Origin of the sequence: Rhizobium sp. 'Codium 1', assembly GCF_020889605.1 — a bacterium.
GTDB lineage: Bacteria > Pseudomonadota > Alphaproteobacteria > Rhizobiales > Rhizobiaceae > Allorhizobium > Allorhizobium algae.
This window is the reverse complement of record NZ_JAJGPW010000004.1, coordinates 178,777-200,115: the sequence shown is the minus strand read 5'-3', so window position 1 is coordinate 200,115 and position 21,339 is coordinate 178,777. Positions and strand designations below refer to the sequence as shown.

15 protein-coding genes are annotated in these 21,339 nt (G+C 61.7%); 7 read left to right on the top strand and 8 right to left on the bottom strand.

What is annotated here, in order from left to right:
- Positions 1 to 119: 119 nt before the first annotated feature.
- Positions 120 to 2,543 (bottom strand): phosphoenolpyruvate synthase, encoded by a 2,424-nt coding sequence (gene ppsA / locus LJE98_RS12530; protein ID WP_229575551.1) that lies wholly within the window; start codon positions 2,541 to 2,543, stop codon positions 120 to 122.
- A 152-nt stretch (positions 2,544 to 2,695) separates the two neighbouring features.
- Complete coding sequence (locus LJE98_RS12525; protein WP_229575550.1) at positions 2,696 to 2,860, bottom strand: hypothetical protein; 165 nt, start codon at positions 2,858 to 2,860, stop codon at positions 2,696 to 2,698.
- A 100-nt stretch (positions 2,861 to 2,960) separates the two neighbouring features.
- Between LJE98_RS12525 and dusA the strand changes: the two genes are divergently transcribed.
- On the top strand, positions 2,961 to 4,010 hold the full coding sequence (gene dusA, locus LJE98_RS12520; RefSeq protein ID WP_324255839.1) for a tRNA dihydrouridine(20/20a) synthase DusA: 1,050 nt from the start codon (positions 2,961 to 2,963) through the stop codon (positions 4,008 to 4,010).
- Between the two features lie 79 nt (positions 4,011 to 4,089).
- Here dusA and LJE98_RS12515 read toward each other — a convergent pair whose 3' ends face one another.
- Entirely contained in the window at positions 4,090 to 4,302 is a 213-nt protein-coding gene (locus tag LJE98_RS12515; protein ID WP_229575549.1) for a cold-shock protein, read from the bottom strand.
- A gap of 451 nt (positions 4,303 to 4,753) precedes the next feature.
- On the opposite strand from LJE98_RS12515, the gene LJE98_RS12510 reads away from it, so the two are divergent.
- Positions 4,754 to 5,380 (top strand): DnaJ domain-containing protein, encoded by a 627-nt coding sequence (locus LJE98_RS12510; RefSeq protein WP_229575548.1) that lies wholly within the window; start codon positions 4,754 to 4,756, stop codon positions 5,378 to 5,380.
- Between the two features lie 51 nt (positions 5,381 to 5,431).
- Here LJE98_RS12510 and LJE98_RS12505 read toward each other — a convergent pair whose 3' ends face one another.
- From LJE98_RS12505 to LJE98_RS12490, 4 genes are all read right to left on the bottom strand, one after another.
- Positions 5,432 to 5,938, bottom strand: coding sequence for a hypothetical protein (locus tag LJE98_RS12505; protein WP_229575547.1), 507 nt, complete (start codon positions 5,936 to 5,938; stop codon positions 5,432 to 5,434).
- A gap of 1,282 nt (positions 5,939 to 7,220) precedes the next feature.
- Entirely contained in the window at positions 7,221 to 8,516 is a 1,296-nt protein-coding gene (locus tag LJE98_RS20235; protein WP_229575546.1) for a DUF6161 domain-containing protein, read from the bottom strand.
- A 370-nt stretch (positions 8,517 to 8,886) separates the two neighbouring features.
- Positions 8,887 to 12,015 (bottom strand): excinuclease ABC subunit UvrB, encoded by a 3,129-nt coding sequence (uvrB, locus tag LJE98_RS12495; protein ID WP_229575545.1) that lies wholly within the window; start codon positions 12,013 to 12,015, stop codon positions 8,887 to 8,889.
- A 210-nt stretch (positions 12,016 to 12,225) separates the two neighbouring features.
- Positions 12,226 to 14,208, bottom strand: a complete 1,983-nt coding sequence (locus LJE98_RS12490) for a putative bifunctional diguanylate cyclase/phosphodiesterase (RefSeq protein WP_229575544.1) — start codon at positions 14,206 to 14,208, stop codon at positions 12,226 to 12,228.
- A gap of 359 nt (positions 14,209 to 14,567) precedes the next feature.
- Here LJE98_RS12490 and LJE98_RS12485 point away from each other — a divergent pair, with 359 nt between their 5' ends.
- The 3 genes from LJE98_RS12485 (at position 14,568) to LJE98_RS12475 (ending at position 17,648) form a co-directional block, all read left to right on the top strand.
- Entirely contained in the window at positions 14,568 to 14,918 is a 351-nt protein-coding gene (locus LJE98_RS12485) for a DMT family protein (RefSeq protein ID WP_229575543.1), read from the top strand.
- A 109-nt stretch (positions 14,919 to 15,027) separates the two neighbouring features.
- The gene (locus LJE98_RS12480; RefSeq protein WP_229575542.1) at positions 15,028 to 16,479 is read left to right on the top strand and encodes a DUF1800 domain-containing protein; all 1,452 of its coding nucleotides are present in this window, start codon (positions 15,028 to 15,030) and stop codon (positions 16,477 to 16,479) included.
- Entirely contained in the window at positions 16,476 to 17,648 is a 1,173-nt protein-coding gene (locus LJE98_RS12475) for a DUF1501 domain-containing protein (RefSeq protein ID WP_229575541.1), read from the top strand. The genes LJE98_RS12480 and LJE98_RS12475 overlap by 4 nt, the downstream gene beginning before the upstream one ends.
- A 12-nt stretch (positions 17,649 to 17,660) precedes the next feature.
- On the opposite strand, the gene LJE98_RS12470 is transcribed toward LJE98_RS12475, so the two are convergent.
- Positions 17,661 to 18,047 (bottom strand): acyl-CoA thioesterase, encoded by a 387-nt coding sequence (locus LJE98_RS12470; protein WP_229575748.1) that lies wholly within the window; start codon positions 18,045 to 18,047, stop codon positions 17,661 to 17,663.
- Between the two features lie 182 nt (positions 18,048 to 18,229).
- Here LJE98_RS12470 and LJE98_RS12465 point away from each other — a divergent pair, with 182 nt between their 5' ends.
- On the top strand, positions 18,230 to 20,041 hold the full coding sequence (locus LJE98_RS12465) for a methyl-accepting chemotaxis protein (protein WP_229575540.1): 1,812 nt from the start codon (positions 18,230 to 18,232) through the stop codon (positions 20,039 to 20,041).
- Between the two features lie 152 nt (positions 20,042 to 20,193).
- Positions 20,194 to 20,997, top strand: a complete 804-nt coding sequence (locus LJE98_RS12460; RefSeq protein ID WP_229575539.1) for a hypothetical protein — start codon at positions 20,194 to 20,196, stop codon at positions 20,995 to 20,997.
- Positions 20,998 to 21,339 lie beyond the last annotated feature (342 nt).

Below are 21,339 nucleotides of genomic sequence, written 5' to 3'. Positions count from 1 at the left end.
GTCCCTCCCATGTTTTCAGCCGGGGCTCTGAAGTGGTCGACATGGCGCTACGGAGCGTAATCCGACGCTGGCATTTTCGAGCGCATCTATCGATCCGGTAGATTTGCCGCAGGACCGGCTTATCCCGGAATGTCATCCGCAAATATCTGCGCGCCGGCTTCGTTCGCCATTTCGGCTTCCGAAACGTTCTGCTTGACCGCGATGAAGCTGTCCGGCGTGACCGAAATGCTATCTATGCCGCATTCCACCAGGAACTTCGCAAATTCGGGATGGTCACTCGGCGCCTGGCCACAAAGGCCGATCTTGGCTCCGGCCGCCTTTGCCTCGCCGATCACTTTGCGGATCATCCATTTGACGGCTTCGTCCTGCTCGTCGAAGAGATCGGCCAATTCGCCGGAATCGCGATCGACTCCCAACGTCAATTGGGTCAGGTCGTTCGACCCGATGGAGAAGCCATCGAAGTGTTGCGCGAACTGCTTCGCCAGGATGACGTTGGACGGGATCTCGCACATAACGAAAACCTGCAAGTCGTCTTCGCCTCGCCTCAGTCCATTCTCAGCCATGACTTCCAGCACCTTTTCGGCTTCCGACACGGACCGGCAGAACGGGATCATGACAACGACATTCTTGAAGCCGAGTTGGTTTCTCAGTTTCCGTATTGCTCTGCATTCGAGAGCAAATCCTTCCCGGTAGAGCGGTGAATAATACCGGGAGGCGCCGCGAAAACCGATCATCGGGTTTTCCTCGGTTGGCTCGAACGCGCCGCCGCCCAGAAGGCCCGCATATTCATTGGTCTTGAAGTCGCTCATCCGGACGATGACCGGCTTTGGGTGGAATGTCGAAGCGATCCGCGCCAGCCCTTCGGCCAGCTTGTCGACGAAGTAGACGGATTTATCGGCATAGGCTGCCGTCAATCCCGCGATCTCGGCCTTCGCCTTCTGATCGGTCAGTGTGTCGAAATTCACCAGTGCCATGGGGTGGATGCGAATTGCATTGCTGATGACGAATTCCATGCGCGCGAGCCCCACGCCGTCCGCCGGCAGCCGCCACCAGCGGAACGCGGCGCCCGGATTGGCAAGGTTGAGCATCACCTTGGTTCTCGTCGCCGGAACATCGTCCATGTCGAGTGTCTGAACCTCGTAGTCTGCTAGACCCTCGTAGATCGCTGCCTCGTCGCCCTCGGCGCAGGACACCGTGATCTCCTGGCCGGAATGCAGCACCTGGGTGGCCGTTCCGGTTCCGACAACGGCCGGCAGCCCCAGCTCGCGGCTGACAATGGCAGCATGCGACGTACGTCCGCCATGGTCAGTGACGATGGCCGCCGCCCGTTTCATGATGGGAACCCAGTCAGGATCCGTCGTGGATGTAACCAGGATCGATCCGTCGATGAATTGCCCGATATCACGGGCATTCTCGATCAGGCAGACTTGACCGGAGACGACGGCGTCGCCGATCGACAGGCCCTTGACCAATGTCTTGCCCTTGCTCTTGATCTGATAGGAGCTGAAGACTGCGGTATCGCGGTTCGACTGGACCGTTTCCGGTCGCGCCTGGACAATGTAAAGGCGTTGAGTATGCCCGTCCCGAGCCCATTCCATATCCATGGCACAGCCGTAGTGACGTTCGATGGTTGTTGCCCAGCGGGCCAGTGTCAGGATTTCTTCGTCTGAAAGGACAAAAGCGCTTCGCTCGGCTTTCGATGTCGGTACATTCCGGGTTGGTTCTTGGGCTGTGCCGTAGATCATCTTTATGGTCTTGCCACCGCATCTTTTCGAGATGATCGGCATCAAAGTCGGATCCTCGAGAAGAGGTTTGAAAACCTGATACTCGTCCGGGTCGACAGCACCCTGAACGACGTTTTCCCCAAGCCCCCAGGCGGCATCAATGATGACGACCTTGTCGAAACCTGTTTCCGTGTCGATGGAGAACATGACACCAGATCCGCCGAGGTCGGAGCGGACCATTTGCTGTATTCCGACGGACAGAGCGACCTTCATGTGGTCGAACCCCTTTGCCTGACGATAAGAAATGGCACGATCGGTGAAGAGCGAGGCAAAGCAGCGCTTGCAGGCTTGCAGCAATTCAGCTTCGCCTACAATGTTCAAGAAGGTCTCCTGCTGCCCCGCGAAGCTCGCGTCGGGTAGATCTTCTGCTGTCGCGCTCGAGCGCACTGCAACGCTGACCTGCTCCCGGGCTGCTCTGCCGGACAGTTCCCTGTACGCCTGGATGATGGCTTCAGCCGTGGCTTCTGGCCAATCTGCCCGCAGAACAAGCTGGCGGATGGCCGCGCCAGTCTCCGAAAGGGTCGCCTTACCGGCTGTCCAGTCCGCAATCAGCTTGCCGACCGGTTCGCGTAGATGATTCTGATCGATAAAATTCCAATAGGCATCCGAGGTGGTGGCAAAACCCGGGGGAACGTCGACACCATGCTGGCCAAGCTCCTGGATCATCTCGCCGAGCGAGGAGTTCTTGCCGCCAACCTTGGCCACATCAGTGCGCTTCAGCTTTTCTAACCAAACGATAGGGGCGACAAAGCCATTCATGTTAGACCCTCCCAATAGTGGTAATCTGCCGTGTGCTGTTACTCGTATTGAGCATACGCCCGAGACAGGGGGGCGCGGTTGACCCACATCAAGTTGAAGCTTGGTCGCGCTACACCTCGAACTTTCGGATTGCTTTGGTCCAAAATGCCAGGTCAGCAATGATATTGCCGTTCGCGTTTTGAAATCCGGGCTGTATCCGCAGGACGTCTGTCAAAGGTGTCTGTCTCGTGATAAGTCACGCCATCCTGCATGACCCGCATTCGCACCCGGTAGGCGACGCTGCCATCCTTGCGCTTGCGCGCGCGGATCGTGCCCATAGCCGGCTCCTAATCTGGTCCATGGGACCAAATCGAGTGCTAAAATCGGCGGAAATAGCCCCGAGCGAGTGTAAGTGAGACGATGGAGAAAGTGCCGTAAGTGTCTGAAGAGCAACAAAACGTCAATTATTTCAAAGCTCCCGTCTTCGCCGTTGCGCCGATGATCGACTGGACGGATCGGCATTGCCGGTTTTTCCATCGGCAGCTCTCGGCCCGCGCGCTGCTCTATACCGAGATGGTGGTGGCGGATGCGATCATTCACGGGCCGCGGGAGAAACTGCTCTCGTTCAACGGGGAAGAACATCCGGTTGCACTGCAGCTGGGCGGATCGGATCCGGCAAAGCTCGTGGAGGCGGTCAGGATCGCCTCGGATTACGGCTATGACGAAATCAACCTGAATGTCGGCTGTCCGTCGGACCGGGTACAATCGGGGACCTTCGGGGCTTGCCTGATGCAGACGCCCGAAGTGGTCGGGGCCTGCGTTGCCGCCATGAAACAGGTGGCGACGGTGCCGGTGACCGTCAAGTGCCGGATCGGGGTGGACGAGCAGGAACCGGAGGCTGTGCTGCCGGATTTCCTCGCCCGGATGATCGGGGCAGGGGCCGACGCGATCTGGATCCATGCGCGAAAGGCCTGGCTGAAGGGTCTGAGCCCGAAGGAAAACCGGGAGATCCCGCCGCTCGATTACGAACTCGTCTATCGGATGAAGCGCGAAAATCCCGATGTTTTCCTCGGCATCAATGGCGGGATCAGCGATCTCGACCAGGCGGTCCGGCATCTTGCCGTCATGGATGGCGTTATGCTGGGGCGGGCGAGTTATCACAATGCGACGCTGCTCACCGAGGTCGATGCCCGCATCTATGGCGCGGCGGCGAAACCGGTCGACTGGGATCACGTTCGCGATGCCATGATCGGCTATGCGGAGCGGGTGGTGGCGTCCGGCGGACGGCTCAACCATGTCACGCGGCATATGGTCGGGCTGTTCCAGGGCTATGCCGGTGCGCGGCGCTATCGGCAGATCCTGTCGTCGGAGGCAACCAAGCCCGCCGTGTCGCCGGACCTCATTGCCGAGGCCTTTGCGGCCGTGGACATTGCGGGCGGGCCGAAGACACAGGGCGCGTCCAGCAGCACGTCGGCCGCCGCGGAATAATTTCTAGCGCGGCTTTTCGGCATTTCTGCGGTCCGAAAGCGAAAATGGCGCCCCGGGGGACGCCATTCGAAATTCTTGATCAATCGGCCTGGATGTTGACGGCCTTGGGGCCCTTGCCCATGCGGTCCGGCTCGGTGTCGAAGGTGACCTGCTGGCCATCCTGGAGGCTCTGCAGGCCAGAGGCCTGGAGCGCGGAGATGTGGACGAACACGTCCTTTGCGCCGTCTTCCGGGGTGATGAAGCCGAAGCCCTTGTCCTGGTTGAAGAATTTTACGGTGCCCTTGGTGGCCATGGGAGAGTTCCTTGTTCCCGATTTCTGTCGTCTGCGCCACGGCCGGCGGACCGGAAGCGGCAAGGTGAAGTTCCGCCGAAACGGAACCGTCGAGTGGTCGCGATAACGGGGAAAGAACGTCTGCCGGCGGGAGAAGGCCCCCAGGACCACACATGCGGTCGATCAAAGTCAGTCCAGTCTCCGGGATCTTTGGTGCCCGAACGCTACAAGAGGTAGGTGCATTTCCGAACCTTGGCAAGTACGAAAAATCACAGTCTGCACCGCACAAATTCCGCAATAGACTGAAATCCTTGAGATTTGGGGGGTGAGTCTGATGCCCTTGCGCGCCCGGCCGGGGGTGGACGCCCCCGGACCGACCGATGTTTCGACCGGGGACGACGGCGTGTTCCGTCTTGAAGCAGCCGCCATCCGGGTTTAGGGGAGAGGTGGCTGGGCGCGGGAGTGAATGAGTATGGCGAAGACGGGTGCCGCAGTGATCGACCCTTACGAGCTCCTGGGCGTGGCCCGGGATGCCGACGATGCGGCCGTCAAGGCGGCCTATCGCAAGGTGGTCAAGACCGCCCATCCGGATGCCGGCGGCGATGCCGAGGCCTTTGCCAAAATCTCTGCCTGCTACGACCTGCTGAAGGATCCCGTGCGCCGCCGCGTCTTCGACGATACAGGTTATGATCCGCAGCTGGCCGAGCCCACCGACCTCAAGGGGCTGATGGTGCTGGAGACGCTGATCAACGACATGATCCTCGACGAGCGGGAGCCCGGCAGTTTCGATCCGGTCGCGGGCCTGCGGCGCAAGCTCACCGACGACATTCTCAAATGCCGCTTCCACATTCTCGAGCTGGAGCGCCACCGGGCGCGGGTGCGCAAACATCTCGACCGGCTCGGCCGGCGGCCCGATACCGACGTGCTCGGCTCGATGCTGAGGGCGCGGGCGCAATCGATCACCGATGCGATCAAGGCGTCGGAAGTGCAGATCGGCGCGATCGAGCGGGCCTATTCCATGCTCGAGGGCTATTCCTACGAACTGGAGCCTCTGCCGGTCGAAATCGAGGCCGAGGATCTGCCGAAGGCGGCGGAATAGGGTCGGCTCCCTCACTTTTCCCATCACTGGCCTCCTCACTTGCGCGCGGCTTCATGGCGCGGTGCCCTTATTGGCGGAGGGGCGTTTGCCCGGTTTGCCGTGGCGCCAGGTGCGGCGGTAGAGGGCGGAGACTTGGCGGTCGGGGTCGGTGGCCTGCCAGTCGGCAAGCGCTGTCCGTTCGTCTTCGGGGTGCAGACCGGGGCGGGTGTGGATGCGGTGGATCATGGCCAGTGCCAGGCGAAGCTGGGAGACTGCCTGCTTGTCTTCGGGCCATTGGCGGGGTTCGGTGCTGGGGCTGACATGCGGGCGCAATTGGCCGGCCAGGGTTTGGATCTCCAGGCGCTCTCTCGGCCTGGCGTGTGCCACGCAGGGCGGCAGGCACTCGCCTGATGCCAGCGGCGGATCCGCGCGTTGCGCCCGGCCGCTGCAATGCCGGTTGCGCCGGCATTGGCGCCGCCGGCAGATGAGGGGGGTGCCGTGTTCGGCAAGGATGTCGCGCAGCAGGCGCAGCTCCAGCGGTTCGGCCGTGGGGTCATCTGTGGTTGTCGGGTCTGGCATGTCGGTCTCCTTGTCGTGAGGTGTTTCGGGACTTGGCGAAAGAGGGAAGTTTGCGCGGCTATCTCCCCCCTTGCGGGGGAAATGACAGCCAAAGCTTCGCCGCCGGTCGGGATCAACTCCCTCCGGGTGGGGCATGCTTTCCTCGGGTTGAACCCGAGGGTCGGACGAGGCGCCAGAAGCAACCTGTCTAAGGTGTTTTATGTGGCTCCTTCCGGCGCCCCGTTCGGCGTCTATTCCCGCTGCATGCGTCTCTCTGGCAAGGCGGCGACGGTCTTCGGTCCTCGGGTCAGGCCCGAGGATGACCGAGGAATGACCGGGCGCGGGTCCGGCTGCGGCATCACCGTGAGATGACACTTCAGCCTGGCCGGTGGCCCGGGAGGTTCCCGCCGGATGGTGCACCAATCCGACCGGGACCCTCGCCCGGGGGAGATCGTCTGGCCATTTGCGGCCCGGCGCTCATCCCCGCCGTTTGTTTCGCCCCGCTGTCTGGATGTTCGCGACAGCGCTGGCGCCTTGTCTGTGTGCCTCTGAGGCACGTCCTTCCGATCAGGGTATCCGGTGTTGGGGCATCCGACCCCGTCACCTCAGCCCCTCGTCCGGAGGGAGACCGTTGCAGCGGGCCGGGGATTTGCACCTGCGAGAGTGCTCGCCCCCGGCGCCGGCCCCGCCTCGCCTGACATCGCATCGTCAGGTGTATCCGAGGGCGGGACGGGGACTAGGGTAATGGGGTGGAAATGGTGGGGGATGAAAAAATGTGTCGGGGTCTGATTTTGTTAGAGAAACGCTGCGGGGCGTCCCCCTTTTTTCGGGAATTGGGGCGGTCGGGCTGGAATGTCTGGCCTCGGAAGGCTTGTGTTTGGATCCTCGGGTCAAGCCCGAGGATGACGGAGTGTGAGGTGGGCGATTGGTATCCTCCGCGACTGTCTTCATTGCACGACGCCTGAGGAGGATACCCTCATCTCTCTCTAGAGGTAGTCATCCTCGGGCTTGACCCGAGGATCCAAACACAGGTGGGGGCGGGGCCATGTCCCCCCTTGCGGGGGAGAAAGCGAAATCGAGGAATTGGCCAGATCAGGGCCATACCTCAGATTTCGTAAAAGAGGGGCTCGGTGATGTCGATGCCTATGGAACCGTGCCTCTCTCCAGGAAAATCTGAAGTTTAGGCGGCTTGCGCGCGCCTAAGCCTTCGATTTTCCGTCCTCCCCCGCATGGGGGGAGGTGGGGAGAAACGAGGCTGACTAGGAACCGCCGCTAACAAAGTCAGGATGAAGAACTTACAACGCTACCGCGGGTTCTCGCGCATTGTTTCGCCGTACTTCATTACATCTGTTAAGTTCGGTGGCTCGATGGTTTCCGGTCCGTGCCCAGGGGCACGCCTAAACATGGCCTCAAGCAGTGCCCCGCGATCTTGAATCGTTGCCGCACCCTTATCCACCAGAAAGAGATATGTGTTGAGCATGGTAACTCGTTGGGACGCGTCATCCATCAGCAGCATTGATCGGATGTTGAATCTGACAAGCAGCCTTATTGCCCAGATGAGAAGTGCCAAAGGGGCTGTGATGAGTAGCAGTCGGCTCGCTACCCCTACAGCTGCAAATCCTGGCGAAAATTCCCCAGAGAGCAGAAATGCTCTTTCGATGTTCGATATGTATTCTATTAAATAGCTCTTGTTCATCCACACAGCAATCGGAGCGCCTATCAGCAGCGCTAATATCAGCATTAAAGAAGAAAAATAAGCACGTGACCCTTTTGTTTCTTGAGTAGACCAGAGCTTCTTTGTCTCATTCATTCCTATTTGTTCTTTTAAAGCGGATATTGCATTGTTGGCCTCATCCCGATAAATACGAATTTCGTCAGAGATATACTTAGGCTGCTCCGCGAGTTTAGCCATCCCGTCTGATATTTGCATATACTGCGAGTGGACTTTTCCTGCATCATCCGCGTACCGGGCCACTTGCTGCTGCAATTCTAAGACTTGCTTTTCCTCTGCATCGTGATCTTTTGCTTGTCGTTGAGCATAAGAAATTTTGCGCAGCGCTATCCATGACATTCCCAAGGACATAATTGCGGACAGGTCTTGGAGGTCGGGAGCGTTTCTTCCGACTACTGGAGAGTATTTATGAAGTAGGTTAGCGAGAATGTATCCACCTAATTCGTTTTGACTGCGTCCAATCAACTCTGAATCGCTAATCAGCTTCTTTAACGAAGATACCTTATCGTCGAGTATGAACGGACATGGTCCGTAAACCTGCGCATCCATTCCGGTTGAGTGGGCGACATTGAACGCTCGCAGCAAGGAGGGAGACGAATCAAAGTATGCGGTTAGTTCGTCTAACGCACGGCTGCCACTCACCAGCCAGCCTCCTTCGGTAAGGCATTGTCTTGCGATTCTTATAAGCTCAGCGCGCAACACTTGTTGTTTTTGTATGGCGGCTTCTGCCCCTGCCATGCCGTGATTTCCTATGAAATCCACCGGGGGCTCTGCGAATACATCATCTACAGACGAGAGTAATCGCTGCTCCGCTTCGACTTGGTATGCCAATCTGTTCAATTTTCTAGAATTCTCAGCTTCTTCCACTGGATCCCCCTGCCGCCGTCGCTCCTAGCGTTACCCTAGCATCATATTGTCACCTCCGGCCGCCTCCAACCGCGCGAATACACGAAATACGTGCCCCAGTTTCTGTTCGATCATCTTGGGCGCCTGACCGGCTACTTCAGCCACAGCAGCCATGCCAGCGCGACGACCAGCGCTACCGTCCCACCCCGCACTAGCCACCTCACGCTGCAGGAGCGGCTGCGCCAGCCGGCGGTCATGTAACTAAGGATATCGGGGAGCAGGTTTGCGAGGTCTTGCATGGTGTCCGTTGATGCCCCTCTCTTGGAATTTCTAGCACTTAGCTGCGCTAAGATGCTGAAATTCCACTCTCCGCCGCAAGGGGGGAGGTGGCCTAGCGCCCCGGTCGCCCCGTCTTGCCCTTCGTTCGGCCCTTGCGCTTCTGATCCATCGGATCCTCGTAGGAGCCGGCGCCGGAGCGGGCGCGGATGATGGGGCGGGGGTCGTCGGACTGCCCCTCATCCGCCCTTCGGGCAACTTCTCCCCGTGAACGGGGAGAAGGAGGGGCCTCCGGCTTTTCCGGCAGCTTGCCGGTCACCGGTTTTTCGGTGCGGCCGACGGTCATCTCGTCCAAGCTATTTTTACGAAAATAGCTTTTTCCCAATGGCGCGGATTCGCTCTCCTGTCCGGCTTCGCCGGGCAGGGCATCCGCGCTGGTGTTCTTGCGGAAATGGGAGCTTTCCGGGCCGGATTTCGGCATGGGCACGGCGCCGTCGGTGCCGGGGCCCATGTCGTCGATATGGGGTTTGGAGAAATAGCTGCCCTTGCCTTCCGGGGCGCCCGACTTGTTGCGGCCTGAGGGGGAGATGCGGGGTTGGGTGTCGCCGTCGGTTGTGGGTCCTCGGGTCAAGCCCGAGGATGACGATGGAGGGGGCGGCGCCAAGTTTTTCCCTCTCGCGCCTTCGGCGCTCGACGCCTCCTGCTTGGCGATCGGGTCGTCCATGGCGGCGAGTTCGACGGCCTTGAGGCGTTTGATTTCGTCGCGCAGACGGGCGGCCTTTTCGAAGTCGAGGTCGGCGGCGGCGTTGCGCATGTCTTTTTCCAGCGCGTTGAGATGGGCCTGGAGATTGTTGCCGACGAGGTGGCCGCCATCGGCAAACCCCTTGCCGGAGACGCCTGAAATGTCGGCGCGGACGTGGTCGCGCTCGTAGACGCTATCGAGGATGTCGGAGATGCGGGCCTTGACGGACTCTGGCGTGATGCCGTGTTCGGTGTTGTAGGCCATCTGCTTTTCGCGGCGGCGGGACGTTTCGTCCATGGCGCGCTGCATGGAGCCGGTGATCTGGTCGGCATAGAGGATGACCTTGCCGTCGACGTTTCGGGCCGCACGACCAATCGTCTGAACAAGGGACGTTTCCGAGCGCAAAAAACCTTCCTTGTCGGCATCGAGGATGGCGACGAAGCCGCATTCGGGAATGTCGAGGCCTTCGCGCAGCAGGTTGATGCCGACGAGCACGTCGAAGGCGCCGAGGCGGAGGTCGCGGATGATCTCGATGCGCTCCAGCGTGTCGATGTCGGAATGCATGTAGCGGACGCGCACACCCTGTTCATGCAGGTATTCGGTGAGATCTTCGGCCATGCGCTTGGTGAGCACGGTGACGAGGGTGCGGTAGCCCTTTTGCGCGGTCTCGCGGATTTCGCCGAGCACGTCGTCGACCTGGGACTTGGCCGGGCGGATCTCGACCGGCGGGTCGATGAGGCCTGTGGGTCGGATGACCTGTTCGGCGAAGACGCCGCCGGCTTCTTCCATTTCCCAATTGCCGGGGGTGGCGGAGACGGCGACGGTCTGGGGGCGCATGGCGTCCCATTCCTCGAAGCGCAGCGGCCGGTTGTCCATGCAGGAGGGCAGGCGGAAGCCGTATTCGGCCAGCGTCGCCTTGCGGCGGAAGTCGCCGCGATACATGCCGCCGATCTGGGAGACGGAGACGTGGCTTTCGTCGATGAAGAGGAGCGCGTTGTCGGGAATGTATTCGAACAGCGTCGGCGGCGGCTCGCCGGGCTTGCGGCCGGTGAGGTAGCGCGAATAGTTCTCGATGCCGGCGCAGGAGCCGGTGGCTTCGAGCATTTCGATGTCGTAGCGGGTGCGCTGTTCCAGGCGCTGGGCTTCGAGCAGGCGGCCGCCCTTTTCGAGCTCGGCGAGTCGCATCTTCAGCTCGTCCTTGATCGCCTTGATCGCGCCGTTCAAGGCCGGGCGTGGCGTGACATAGTGGCTGTTGGCGTAGATCTTCACCGACTTCATCTCGCCGGTCTTCTTGCCGGTCAAGGGGTCGAATTCGGTGATGCTCTCGATCTCGTCGCCGAAGAGGGTGATGCGCCAGGCGGCATCCTCCAGGTGGGCGGGGAAGAGTTCGATCGTGTCGCCACGCACGCGGAAGGAGCCGCGGACGAAATTGATGTCCTGGCGCTTGTACTGCTGGGCGACGAGGTCGGCCAAGAGCTGGCGCTGGTCGATGCGGTCGCCGACCGACATCTGGAAGGTCATGGCGGTGTAGGTTTCGACCGAGCCGATACCATAGATGCAGGAGACGGAGGCGACGATGATGCAGTCGTCGCGCTCGAGGATGGCGCGGGTGGCGGCGTGGCGCATGCGGTCGATCTGTTCGTTGATCGAGGATTCCTTCTCGATGAAGGTGTCCGAGCGCGGCACATAGGCTTCCGGCTGGTAGTAGTCGTAATAGGAGACGAAATATTCCACCGCATTGTCGGGGAAGAAGTTCTTGAACTCGGAATAGAGCTGGGCAGCCAGCGTCTTGTTGGGCGCCAGGATGACGGCCGGGCGTTGCGTCGCCTCGATCACCTTGGCCATGGTGAAGGTCTTGCCGGAGCCGGTGACGCCGAGCAGGACCTGGGTGCGGTCATCATTCTTCAGGCCCTCGACCAGGTCCTTGATGGCGGTCGGCTGGTCGCCGGCGGGCTCGAAATCGGAGGCCATGCGGATGGTCACGCCGCCTTCGGACTTTTGCGGCCGGGCCGGGCGGTGCGGCATCCAGAGTTCGCCGTTCTTGAACAGCGGATTGCCGCTTTCGATCAGGGCGGTCAGGGCCTCGACCGTGGCGGTGACGGCGCCGGGGGCCAGGGATTCGGCTTCCTCGAGGGAGACGTCCATGCCGGCGATCGGATTGAGGCCGGCGGCGGCGCGGGTCTTGGGATCGGAAGAGGCGCCGATCGAGACGCCCCGGGAGGTTTTGGTCGACGTGGTGTTCTTGGCGGTGGGTTTGGTCGTCGCCTTTTCCAGCGCCACCTTCTCCGCATGGCGGCGGGCCTCGATCTCGATCTTCTTGCGATGCTTGCCGGCCTTGGAGGCGAGTTCGCGCTGGCTCTCGACGGTCGACGCCTCGGCTTCCGCCTCCAATTGCTTCACCCAGTCGGAAACGGATCCCGACAGGGGCGCGCCTTCGAACGGCGCTTGCGGAGCTTCCTCGAAACGATCAGAGGGGGCGGAGGATTTGGGAGACTTGGCCATGGCCGGAATATGGAGAAGGGCGCCGGCAAAGGGAAGAGGCGAGGCCCGGATAATCAGAACAAAAACGCAACGGGGGGCAGGGGTTGTTGCCAGCATGGTGGCAGGAGGAACGGGTGTCAGCCGTCCTGAATGTCAGATCAGGACTGCGAAACGCCGCGTCTCGTCTCCCGCGAAGCTAAGGCTGAGGCTGGGGCCGCCGAGCGCCGACTGTCACGCCACCGACAGATGCTTCGACTTGCTCTTGCGCTTCAGATTGGAAGTGGTCTGGTGGTTGGCGATCCAGGTGTCGAGGGCGCTTGGTGGCATGGGGCGGGCGAAGAGGTAGCCCTGGGCCGTGCCGCAGCCGAGGCGGGCCAGGATGGCGGCATCTTCGGGGGTCTCGACGCCTTCGACGACGATTTCGAGCGAGAGGGACTGGCCGAGGCTGACCATGGTCGAGATCAGCTTCTGGTTTGTTTCGCTGCGGGCGACATCGTTGACGAAGCTGCGGTCGATCTTCAGGCGATCGACCTTGAGGCCGATCAGATAGGCCAGCGAGGAATGACCCATGCCGAAGTCGTCAACGGCGAGCTTGTAGCCGGCTTCTTCCATCAGCTTCAGCTGGGCGTCGGCGAGGGCCGGGTCGAGGATCGTCTCTTCCGTGATCTCGATCTCCAGCGACGCGGGACTGACGCCGTGTTCCGTCGTCACGCGATGCAGCATGCAGGCGACGGAATAAAGCGCGAATTCCCGCGGCGAGACGTTGAGGGCGACGGTGACATCGGGGAGGCCGAGTTCCGGCAGGCGGCGGACGAGGAGGCAGGCGTCGCGGGCGATCCGGGCGGTGAACTGTTCGGAGAGATGCACGGCCCGGGCCGCATTGACGATTTCGGGCGGCGAGACAAAGCCCAGCTGCGGATGCTGCCAGCGGACAAGCGCCTCGAAGCCGGTGATGCGGCGTGTGACGAGATCGACCTGGGGCTGGAACCAGGCTCCGATCGCCCCTGTCTGGATGGCGCGCTCGAGATCCTGTTCGATGATCCGCCGGCGCTCGGCATTCCTGCGCAGGTCCGGATCGAATTCGCGCAGCTGCCGGCGGTCGTTGCGCTTGGCATCGTAAAGCGCCATGTCGGCGCAGGCGAGCAGTTCCTCGGCATCGCTGGCATGCTCGGGATAGGCCGCAAGGCCGACGCTCAGGCCGACAACGGCCTGGCGCTGATGCCATTGGATCGGCTGGCGGCTTGCTTCCAGCACGGAGGCCGCATGGGTGCGGGCGCGGCTGAGCGCGTCCGGACCGCTGACGATAACGGCGAATTCGTCGCCGCCGAGACGCGCAATCAGGCTGCCGTCCACGACAGTGGAGGACAGTCGCGTGGCAATCTGCCGGAGCAGCGCATCGCCGGCGCTGTGTCCGAGCGTATCATTGACCGACTGGAAACGCTCGACGTCGAAGATCAGCAAGGCGACGTCTTCGTCCACGACCCGTGCGCGGGCGATGTCCCCGGCCAGACGGCCGTGAAAGAAGACCCGATTGGCCAGTCCGGTCAGCGTGTCGCGATTGGCCAAGGCTTCGAGACGGGTGTTCTGGCGCAAGATGTCACTGTTGGCCCGTGTCAGGCTGTCGGCAAGCGCCGTCGCCTCGTGGCGCGCGACCTGGCTGTTGACGAACATGCGTTCCGCCCAGAGGCTGCGGCGGATGAAGACCAGGATCATCAGCGACAGGCAGAAACCCATGAGCACTTCGTTGGCGCGGCCCGTCCCGATCAAGCTGAGCATGAGGGAAACGAGGATCGGGATCGCGTAATTGAGTGCAAGGGGGGTGTTGCCGATCTGCTTGACGACCGATCCGGTGGCCATGCCGCCCATGATCAGCAGGAGCGATGCGTGCTGCCCGAGGGGGGCGAAGTCGGTGACCACCCAAGGCAGGGCTGCCCAGGTGGTTCCGAGCGCGAGTGCGCCGAATGACAGGATCGTCAGGGTGAATTTCGGGGCGGTGACGAGAAGGTTTCGGCGTGTGAGCGCTTTCATTGAGTAGGCACGGCCAGCCACGATGGCGAGCGCTGTGCCGTACCAGGCCAGACTGGCCCAATTCACCTGGTTCTGCAGATAGAGGATCAAGATGCAGACGGAGAGGGTGATCAGGTTGAGTGTCAGGGTCGAGCGGTATCCATCGGCGACGTCCGCCACCTTGGCTTGCAGCACTTCAGGTATCATCTCGCCGCTTCGGTTCTCACTCAACCACATAGATCAAAGCCCATACCAATCTCAATAATTACTCAATAACATGAGCGACTTAATGGTATGTTACGTCGTCTTCGCGCAATTTAACTAGAAATGATCCGCGACTTTTCATGGGGCCTTTGGGCAACGGATCCGCCCGTGCAGGATGAAAATCCGACCATTGCCCGTCATTCGTGAGTGTCCCTCAGGTTGTGGTGGCGGGTGAGATGCTTGCATGCGGGGTGCGCAAGACCTGGCAGCGCCATGATCCCTGCATTTTGCTAGGCTGTGCGGGGCGAGATTCGGTCACTTGCCGACCGTTCCGCCACCTCACTCCCACCCGCGAGTTCTGCATGCCGAGCTTATCTCCCGCCGCTCTCTGGCCAATCCTGCTTCTGTCGCTGTCCAATATCTTCATGGCCTTCGCCTGGTACGGCCATCTCAAATACAAAACGTCGGCGCTGTGGATCGCCATCGTCGCCAGTTGGGGGATCGCCTTCTTTGAATATTGTCTCGCTGTGCCGGCCAATCGCATTGGTGCCGAGGTCTATTCGGCCGCGCAATTGAAGACGATGCAAGAGGTGATCACGCTGATCGTCTTTACCGGTTTCTCGGTCTTCTTCCTGAAGGAGAGCCTGACGATCAATCACGCGATCGGCTTTGCCCTGATCGCGGCAGGCGCTGCCTTCGTGTTTCGAGGCTGATCGGCTTGCCTGCGTGCCGGTTCTGCTAAAACAGGCCAGCCTCATTTTGACCCCATAATTGCGATAAAATTCAATAATTACAAAGTGGTAATTTTTGAAAGGTTGTTGCATGACGGGCTTCAGCGCGGGCATTTCGGCCATCCGTTTCGGCTATGGTCTCGGACCTCAAACCGCTCCCTACTTCCGACCCGACGACTTGATCTCGGAGCTGGATCGGGCCGCTGCGGTGCCTCCCTTGTTTCCGCTCGAGGGCGTGCAAGGGCGCCGTGATGCGCTGATTGATTTTGCATCTCGCGAAAAAGCTGCCCGCGCCGAGCGTAGGGCGGTCGGGACAGGTGGGGCCGAGGACGATGCCATCAAGGTGTTGCGGCGGGAGGTGCAGAAGCGCTTTCGCCGGGATTCCGTGCTGCGCGTCACCCAGGCCGTTCTGTCACCTTATGCTTTTCACGAGCGTCTCGCCTCGTTCTGGATCAACCATTTCACGGTGAGTGCATCGAAATCGCCGGTCATGCGGCTGCTGGTGCCGCTCTACGAGGCCGAGGCGATCCGTCCCCATCTCGCGGGCTCCTTTCGGGATCTTCTGACCTCGGCCTCATTGCATCCGGCCATGGTCATATTTCTCGATCAGGCGAAATCGGTCGGTCCGGGTTCCCGACGCGGCAAACGGCAGGGTGGTGAGGCGGCAAACGAGAATTTCGCCCGCGAAGTGATGGAACTGCATACGCTCGGTGCTGGCTCTGGATACAGCCAGGCCGATGTGCAAGCGCTGGCCCTGATGCTGACGGGCGTGACTCTGGCTCCCACGACCATCGAGACTGTCTTCAATCCGCGGGTAGCGGAACCTGGCTCGTTCGCAATCCTCGGTCAGCGGTATGGCCGTGAAGGCTCTCTTGATGATGCAAGAACGATCCTTTCGGTGCTGGCCGATGATCCGCGTACCGCCCGCCACGTTTCGTCAAGGCTCGCCGAACACTTCATCGGCGATCAGCCACCCCACGATCTGGTGGAGAAAATGGCGCTTCGATGGAGGGAGACCCATGGCGATCTTTCGTCGGTCTATGCCGCGATGCTGGAGCATCCAGCCGCCTGGACTGCATCTGCGGGAAAAACCAAGATGCCGCTGGATTATGTCGTGTCCAGCTTGAAGGCATTCGGTTTCAATCGGGCGCAGTTGCTCAATACGAACGACGCAGACGATCCGGACGGCGAGAGTGACATGATGGCCGATGCCGGTGCCCGCGCCGGGGCGGCCCGCGGCCTTGGTCAACTCTCGGTCGCGACGCTGGACGCACTCGGGCAACCGCTGTGGCGCGCCAGCAATGCTGCCGGTTTCGATGACGGCTCGGGCTATTGGGGCGGGCCTGGCCAACTCGCCCAACGCATTGCCTTTGCACGCCGCATTATCGCCCGGGGCGGCAAATCCCTCGATCCGCGTGATTTCCTGCAGGCGACACTCGATGAGGTGGCGCGCGCCGATACGATCGCAGTGGTGAACCAGGCTCCCAACCGCGAAGCCGGGCTGCTCGCGACGCTGGTGTCCCCCGAATTCAACCGGAGATGAAGAAGATGACTGATCGGATTTTGATTTCGCGTCGCGGGCTGATCGGTGCTGCCTGCAGTCTGGCAGCAGCGCCGATCCTCAGCCCCGTCAGCCTGGCTGCCGTGCCGGGCGACAGCCGCTTTGTGACCATCGTGTTGCGCGGGGCGATGGACGGGCTGGATCTTGTGCAGCCATACGGTGATCTCGCCTTCCGGCAGCTCAGACCGAAGCTGGGTCTGACACCGGACACGGGGCTGATCGATCTCGATGGTCGTTTCGGGCTTCATCCGGCCGCGGCTGCTCTCGAACCCCTCTATCGGCGCGGCGAACTGGGTTTCGTGCATGCCGTCTCGACGCCCTATCGCGACGGCCGAAGCCATTTCGACGGTCAGGATATGCTGGAAGGCGGTGGCTCTGCGCAAAGGGGCAGCGAAGGCGGCTGGCTCAATCGGGTGTTGACGCTGACCAGGAATCCGGCGCCGGCAATCGATGTTTCCGTGACGCCCGAGATGATCCTTTCGGGGCCGAACCCGGCAGACGTCTGGGCACCCCGGTCCGACATTGCGCTGGCGGACGACGAGTTGCAGATGCTGGCGCGGCTTTACAGGAACGATCCGGCCTATACCAAGGCCCTGAGCGACGCCGTGGGAGTAGACGCGTTCACCGACCTCCTGCGCGGCGAGGCCGTGGAGGATCGGCATGGTGCTGCGGCGGCCAAACTGGCCGGCACGATGTTGCGTGACAAGTACAGGATCGCCAGCTTCTCGATCAACGGCTGGGACACGCATGTGAATCAGAAAGCGCAATTCCAGCCGGCGGCCAGGATCCTCTCGGGGGCGATCACGACGCTCCGGGAAAGCCTGGGCGAGGCCGCCTGGGCGCAGACTGCGGTGCTGGCCGTGACGGAATTCGGCCGAAGCGCGCATGAGAATGCAAGTGGCGGGACCGATCACGGTACCGGCGGCTGTGCCATCATTGCCGGCGGCGCGATCCGGGGCGGCAAGGTCTATGGACGCTTTCCGGGACTGGACGGCAGTGACCTTCTGGATGGCCGCGACCTGATGCCGACCGGGGATGTCCGACATATCGCAGCGGCGATCCTGGCGAGCCAGTTCGGGATTTCAGGATCTGCCTTGCGCAGCTCCGTGTTTCCAGGGCTGCAGGAGGAGGCGCGGGTCGCGTTCCTGTAGCGCGGCGTCAGATCAGACCGGTGGCACCGGCGTGGGTTTACCTTCGGCATCGAGGGCGACCATGACAAAGGTCGCCTCCGTCACCTTTTCCATGACATGTGTCAGATAGCGCTGCGCCCAGGTTTCGACTTTCAGCGTCATGGAGGTGCGGCCGACGCGGGCAATCTCCGTGTAGACGCAAAGCGTATCGCCGATCTTGACCGGCATGGCGAAGGCCATTTCCTGGACGGCGGCTGTGACGACGCGGCCACGGGCCCGTTCTGCGGCGCGAATGCCGCAGGCAAGGTCCATCTGCGCCATGACCCAGCCACCGAAAATATCACCCGCGGCATTGGCATCGGCGGGCATGGCGAGTGTCCTCAGTGTGAGCTCGCCCGTGGGCCTGTCCGTTCTTTCCATCATGTCCTGTCGATTCTCTTCCGGAGTGTTTCGACCAGATGTCGATGTGCACGGCGGCTGCGCCACTACTAAATCTAATGGATCAAAAGATACCCCTCAGAATCTATAGGCGCGCATTTACTGAAATTAGAACGGTTAAATATCAAAATTTAGCATTCTGACCAATTTGGGGGGTGGGTAATATGAAATCCGTGTCGCTGTCTGTGCGGCTTTATGCACTTGTTGCGCTGGCTCTGGCCGTTCTGGCGGGCGCGCTGACTTACAGTCTGTTCCAATCCTATGACATGCTGGTGCAAGAGCGCCGTGTCGGACTTGCGCAAGTCAACGACAATGCCGTTGCGATCTTGAACAAGTATCAGAAGATGGAGCAGGAGGGTACCCTGACGCGCGAGGAGGCGCAGGAGCGGGCCAAGGACGTGATCGGCGCAATGCGCTATCAGCCGGACGGTTACATGTGGATCAACGACATGCAGCCGGCCATGGTCATGCATCCGATCAAGCCGGAACTGAACGGCAAGGACCTGAGCCAGAACAAGGATCCGAACGGCAAGTTGCTGTTCGTCGAGTTCGTCAATACGGTCAAGTCGGGCAAGGAAGGCTTCGTCAACTACTACTGGCCAAAGCCGGGCTTCGAGGAGCCGGTCGAGAAGCTGTCGCATGTCATCGGCTTCGAGCCCTGGGGCTGGATCGTCGGGACCGGCGTCTATTCGGACGACCTTGCCGCACTCTTCCGCCAGACGGCCCTGAAATATGGCGTGCTCATCCTGGGCGCCATGGTCGGCATGATCCTGTGCGCCTATCTCGTCGTTCGCAGCGTCGTTGCTCCGATCAACCGGCTCAAGGCTGCGATGAGCGACATCGCCGACGAACGGGTGGATATCGAGGTCGGAGGCACGGAGCGCCGCGACGAGATCGGTGGCATGGCCCAGACCCTCGTGGTGCTGCGCGACAGCGTGCGCGAACGCATCGAGCTGCGCGACCGCGAGGCGGAGCAGCAGGCGAGCCTGAATGGCGAACGCGAGCGCAATGAACTGAACCTGCGCACCTCTTCGGAACGGCAGAACCACGCAATCCATGCGCTGGGGTCGGCACTGGAGCGGCTGGCCGAGGGCGACCTCACCGTGCAGATCGGCGTCATCGGCTCGGATTATGAAAAACTGCGCGACGACTTCAACCGTGCGGTGGAATCGCTCGGCGGCGTGATCTCGGCGATCAACCAGACGAGCGACGTGGTGACGTCTTCGGCCGGCAATATCAGCGAGGCGACGAACAACCTGTCGAAGCGCACCGAGCAGCAGGCGGCGGCCCTCGAAGAAACGGCGGCAGCGCTCGACGAGATCACGGCCACCGTACGCACGGCGGCGGAACGGGCCAATGAAGCCCGCCAGATGGTGGCCGAAACCAAGTCGAGCGCCAACCGCTCCGGCGAGATCGTCCGCAATGCGGTCGATGCCATGGGACGGATCGAGGGGTCTTCGCAGAAGATCAGCCAGATCATTTCCGTGATCGACGAGATCGCCTTCCAGACCAACCTGCTGGCGCTGAATGCCGGTGTCGAGGCGGCGCGGGCAGGCGAAGCCGGTCGCGGCTTTGCCGTCGTGGCGCAGGAAGTGCGTGAGCTCGCACAGCGTTCGGCCAATGCGGCGAAGGAGATCAAGACGCTGATCAGCGCGTCGGCGGCCGAAGTCGATACGGGCGTTGGCCTGGTTCGCTCGACCGGTGAGGCGCTGGTCGAGATCGAATCGCTGGTCAACCGCGTCAACGAGAGCGTCAACACGATCGCGACCGCGGCCAAGGAACAGGCGACGGGGCTGGCCGAGATCAACACCTCGGTCAACCATATGGACCAGATGACGCAGCAGAACGCGGCCATGGTTGAGGAAACCTCGGCGGCCGGGCAGTCGCTGGCGGAGGAGAGCTACAAGCTGCGCCAGTTGCTCTCGCGCCTCAAGGTCAACGTCCAGCAGGCGACGGGTCATCGCCGGGCGGCGTAAGCGTCAGCACAGGCGAACAGTCGGGGCCGGTGGAGTGATCCGCCGGCCCCTATTTTTTGCCCTGGATTCCTGGCGGTTTCCGTTCATGGCGCGTTAAGTCTGCCGGTCCTATGCTCCTCGAAGTTGTCCCATAAAGGGCCATCGAGGGTGAAATGAGTTTTGTGTTTTCGTCCCTTGGCTGCCGGCTTACGGCAGCTTGTATCTCGGCCCTGATGCTATCAGGCTGTTCCGGCAGCGATCGCGTGCCCTTTGCCGATGTCGGTGGGCCGCGCGCGGGGGACCAGCTGATCGGCAAGGTCGATCGGAGGCGGGACGGGCGGGTGCTCGTCGGACGCGTCGGTGACCCGCAAGCGGAGGCCGCGGCCTATGCGCCGCCGGCGTCTCCGGGCAATGGCGGCAGCGCGGGGATCGACTATCTCGACACGCCCGATCTCAGCCAGAGCGACGGGGCACAAACCGCGCCGATGATGGCGGCGGCCGAGCCGCGTTCGATGAACGGCGGGCTGGAGCCTGCGGCAAGCGCGATGATCATTCCTGAAGGCGGCGTGAATATCGACGGCCAGCTCGGGATCGGCGAGGCGCCTCCTGTTGCCGACCTGGGGTCTGCCGACGTCGTGAGCCCTGTCGGGGTGCAGCCGCATGTGGTGACGAATGGCGGGGCGATGGCGATTGCCGAGGGCACGACCAGCCAGCCGGTGGTGGACGGGATCGGTTTCGACGAGCCGACACAGATCGTGACGGGACCGGGCGGGGCGGCGGCACAAGAGGTGCAGCTGGCGCAGGACATGCCGGGCGAGGGCGGGATCCTGCCGCTTGCGGCCGATAGCGGCAATAGCGGCATGAACGATCCGGTTCCGGTCTCGACGCGACGGTCGACAGGGGCGTCCTCGCAGCAAGGCGGCGCGCCCGCAGGCAAGGATTGCTCGCTCTATCTCGACAAACGGAACTGCCGCTGAGGTCGGCGCTTCGCGAATGCCGCAATTCGCTAATTGCCTAAGTCATTTGCCGCGTGTGCGGTGGATGCCTCGGGTGGGTCAATGCTTGCGCGGTGCAGGCGGGCATTTTCAGGTGACCTCACCGAACTTTTCCCACGAAAGAGAGGGTTCAGTCCGGCTGCTGCGTCGAGCGGCTCTCCTGCAGCCCAATGGTGAACCCGGCATGAGGCTCAAGATCGGGTGATCTGTCCGGGGCGTACCGCAGCGGGTGGGAGCGGGCTTGCGGCCGGGGCGGGCAGGGCCTAGAGGCTTCAGCATGTCTGCCGCCGCAGTGCTTCCGGATCGGGACGAGCGGCGGCGCCC

Bases quoted from the DNA above. Each gene is read 5' to 3' on its own strand.
- LJE98_RS12465 (WP_229575540.1), top strand. From the start codon at position 18,230: ATGAAATCCGTGTCGCTGTCTGTGCGGCTTTATGCACTTGTTGCGCTG.
- LJE98_RS12470 (WP_229575748.1), bottom strand. From the start codon at position 18,047: ATGGAAAGAACGGACAGGCCCACGGGCGAGCTCACACTGAGGACACTC.
- LJE98_RS12485 (WP_229575543.1), top strand. From the start codon at position 14,568: ATGCCGAGCTTATCTCCCGCCGCTCTCTGGCCAATCCTGCTTCTGTCG.
- ppsA (WP_229575551.1), bottom strand. From the start codon at position 2,543: ATGAATGGCTTTGTCGCCCCTATCGTTTGGTTAGAAAAGCTGAAGCGC.
- LJE98_RS12505 (WP_229575547.1), bottom strand. From the start codon at position 5,938: ATGCCAGACCCGACAACCACAGATGACCCCACGGCCGAACCGCTGGAG.
- LJE98_RS12460 (WP_229575539.1), top strand. From the start codon at position 20,194: ATGAGTTTTGTGTTTTCGTCCCTTGGCTGCCGGCTTACGGCAGCTTGT.
- LJE98_RS12515 (WP_229575549.1), bottom strand. From the start codon at position 4,302: ATGGCCACCAAGGGCACCGTAAAATTCTTCAACCAGGACAAGGGCTTC.
- LJE98_RS12525 (WP_229575550.1), bottom strand. From the start codon at position 2,860: ATGGGCACGATCCGCGCGCGCAAGCGCAAGGATGGCAGCGTCGCCTAC.
- LJE98_RS12480 (WP_229575542.1), top strand. From the start codon at position 15,028: ATGACGGGCTTCAGCGCGGGCATTTCGGCCATCCGTTTCGGCTATGGT.
- uvrB (WP_229575545.1), bottom strand. From the start codon at position 12,015: ATGGCCAAGTCTCCCAAATCCTCCGCCCCCTCTGATCGTTTCGAGGAA.
- LJE98_RS12490 (WP_229575544.1), bottom strand. From the start codon at position 14,208: ATGATACCTGAAGTGCTGCAAGCCAAGGTGGCGGACGTCGCCGATGGA.
- LJE98_RS12475 (WP_229575541.1), top strand. From the start codon at position 16,476: ATGAAGAAGATGACTGATCGGATTTTGATTTCGCGTCGCGGGCTGATC.
- LJE98_RS12510 (WP_229575548.1), top strand. From the start codon at position 4,754: ATGGCGAAGACGGGTGCCGCAGTGATCGACCCTTACGAGCTCCTGGGC.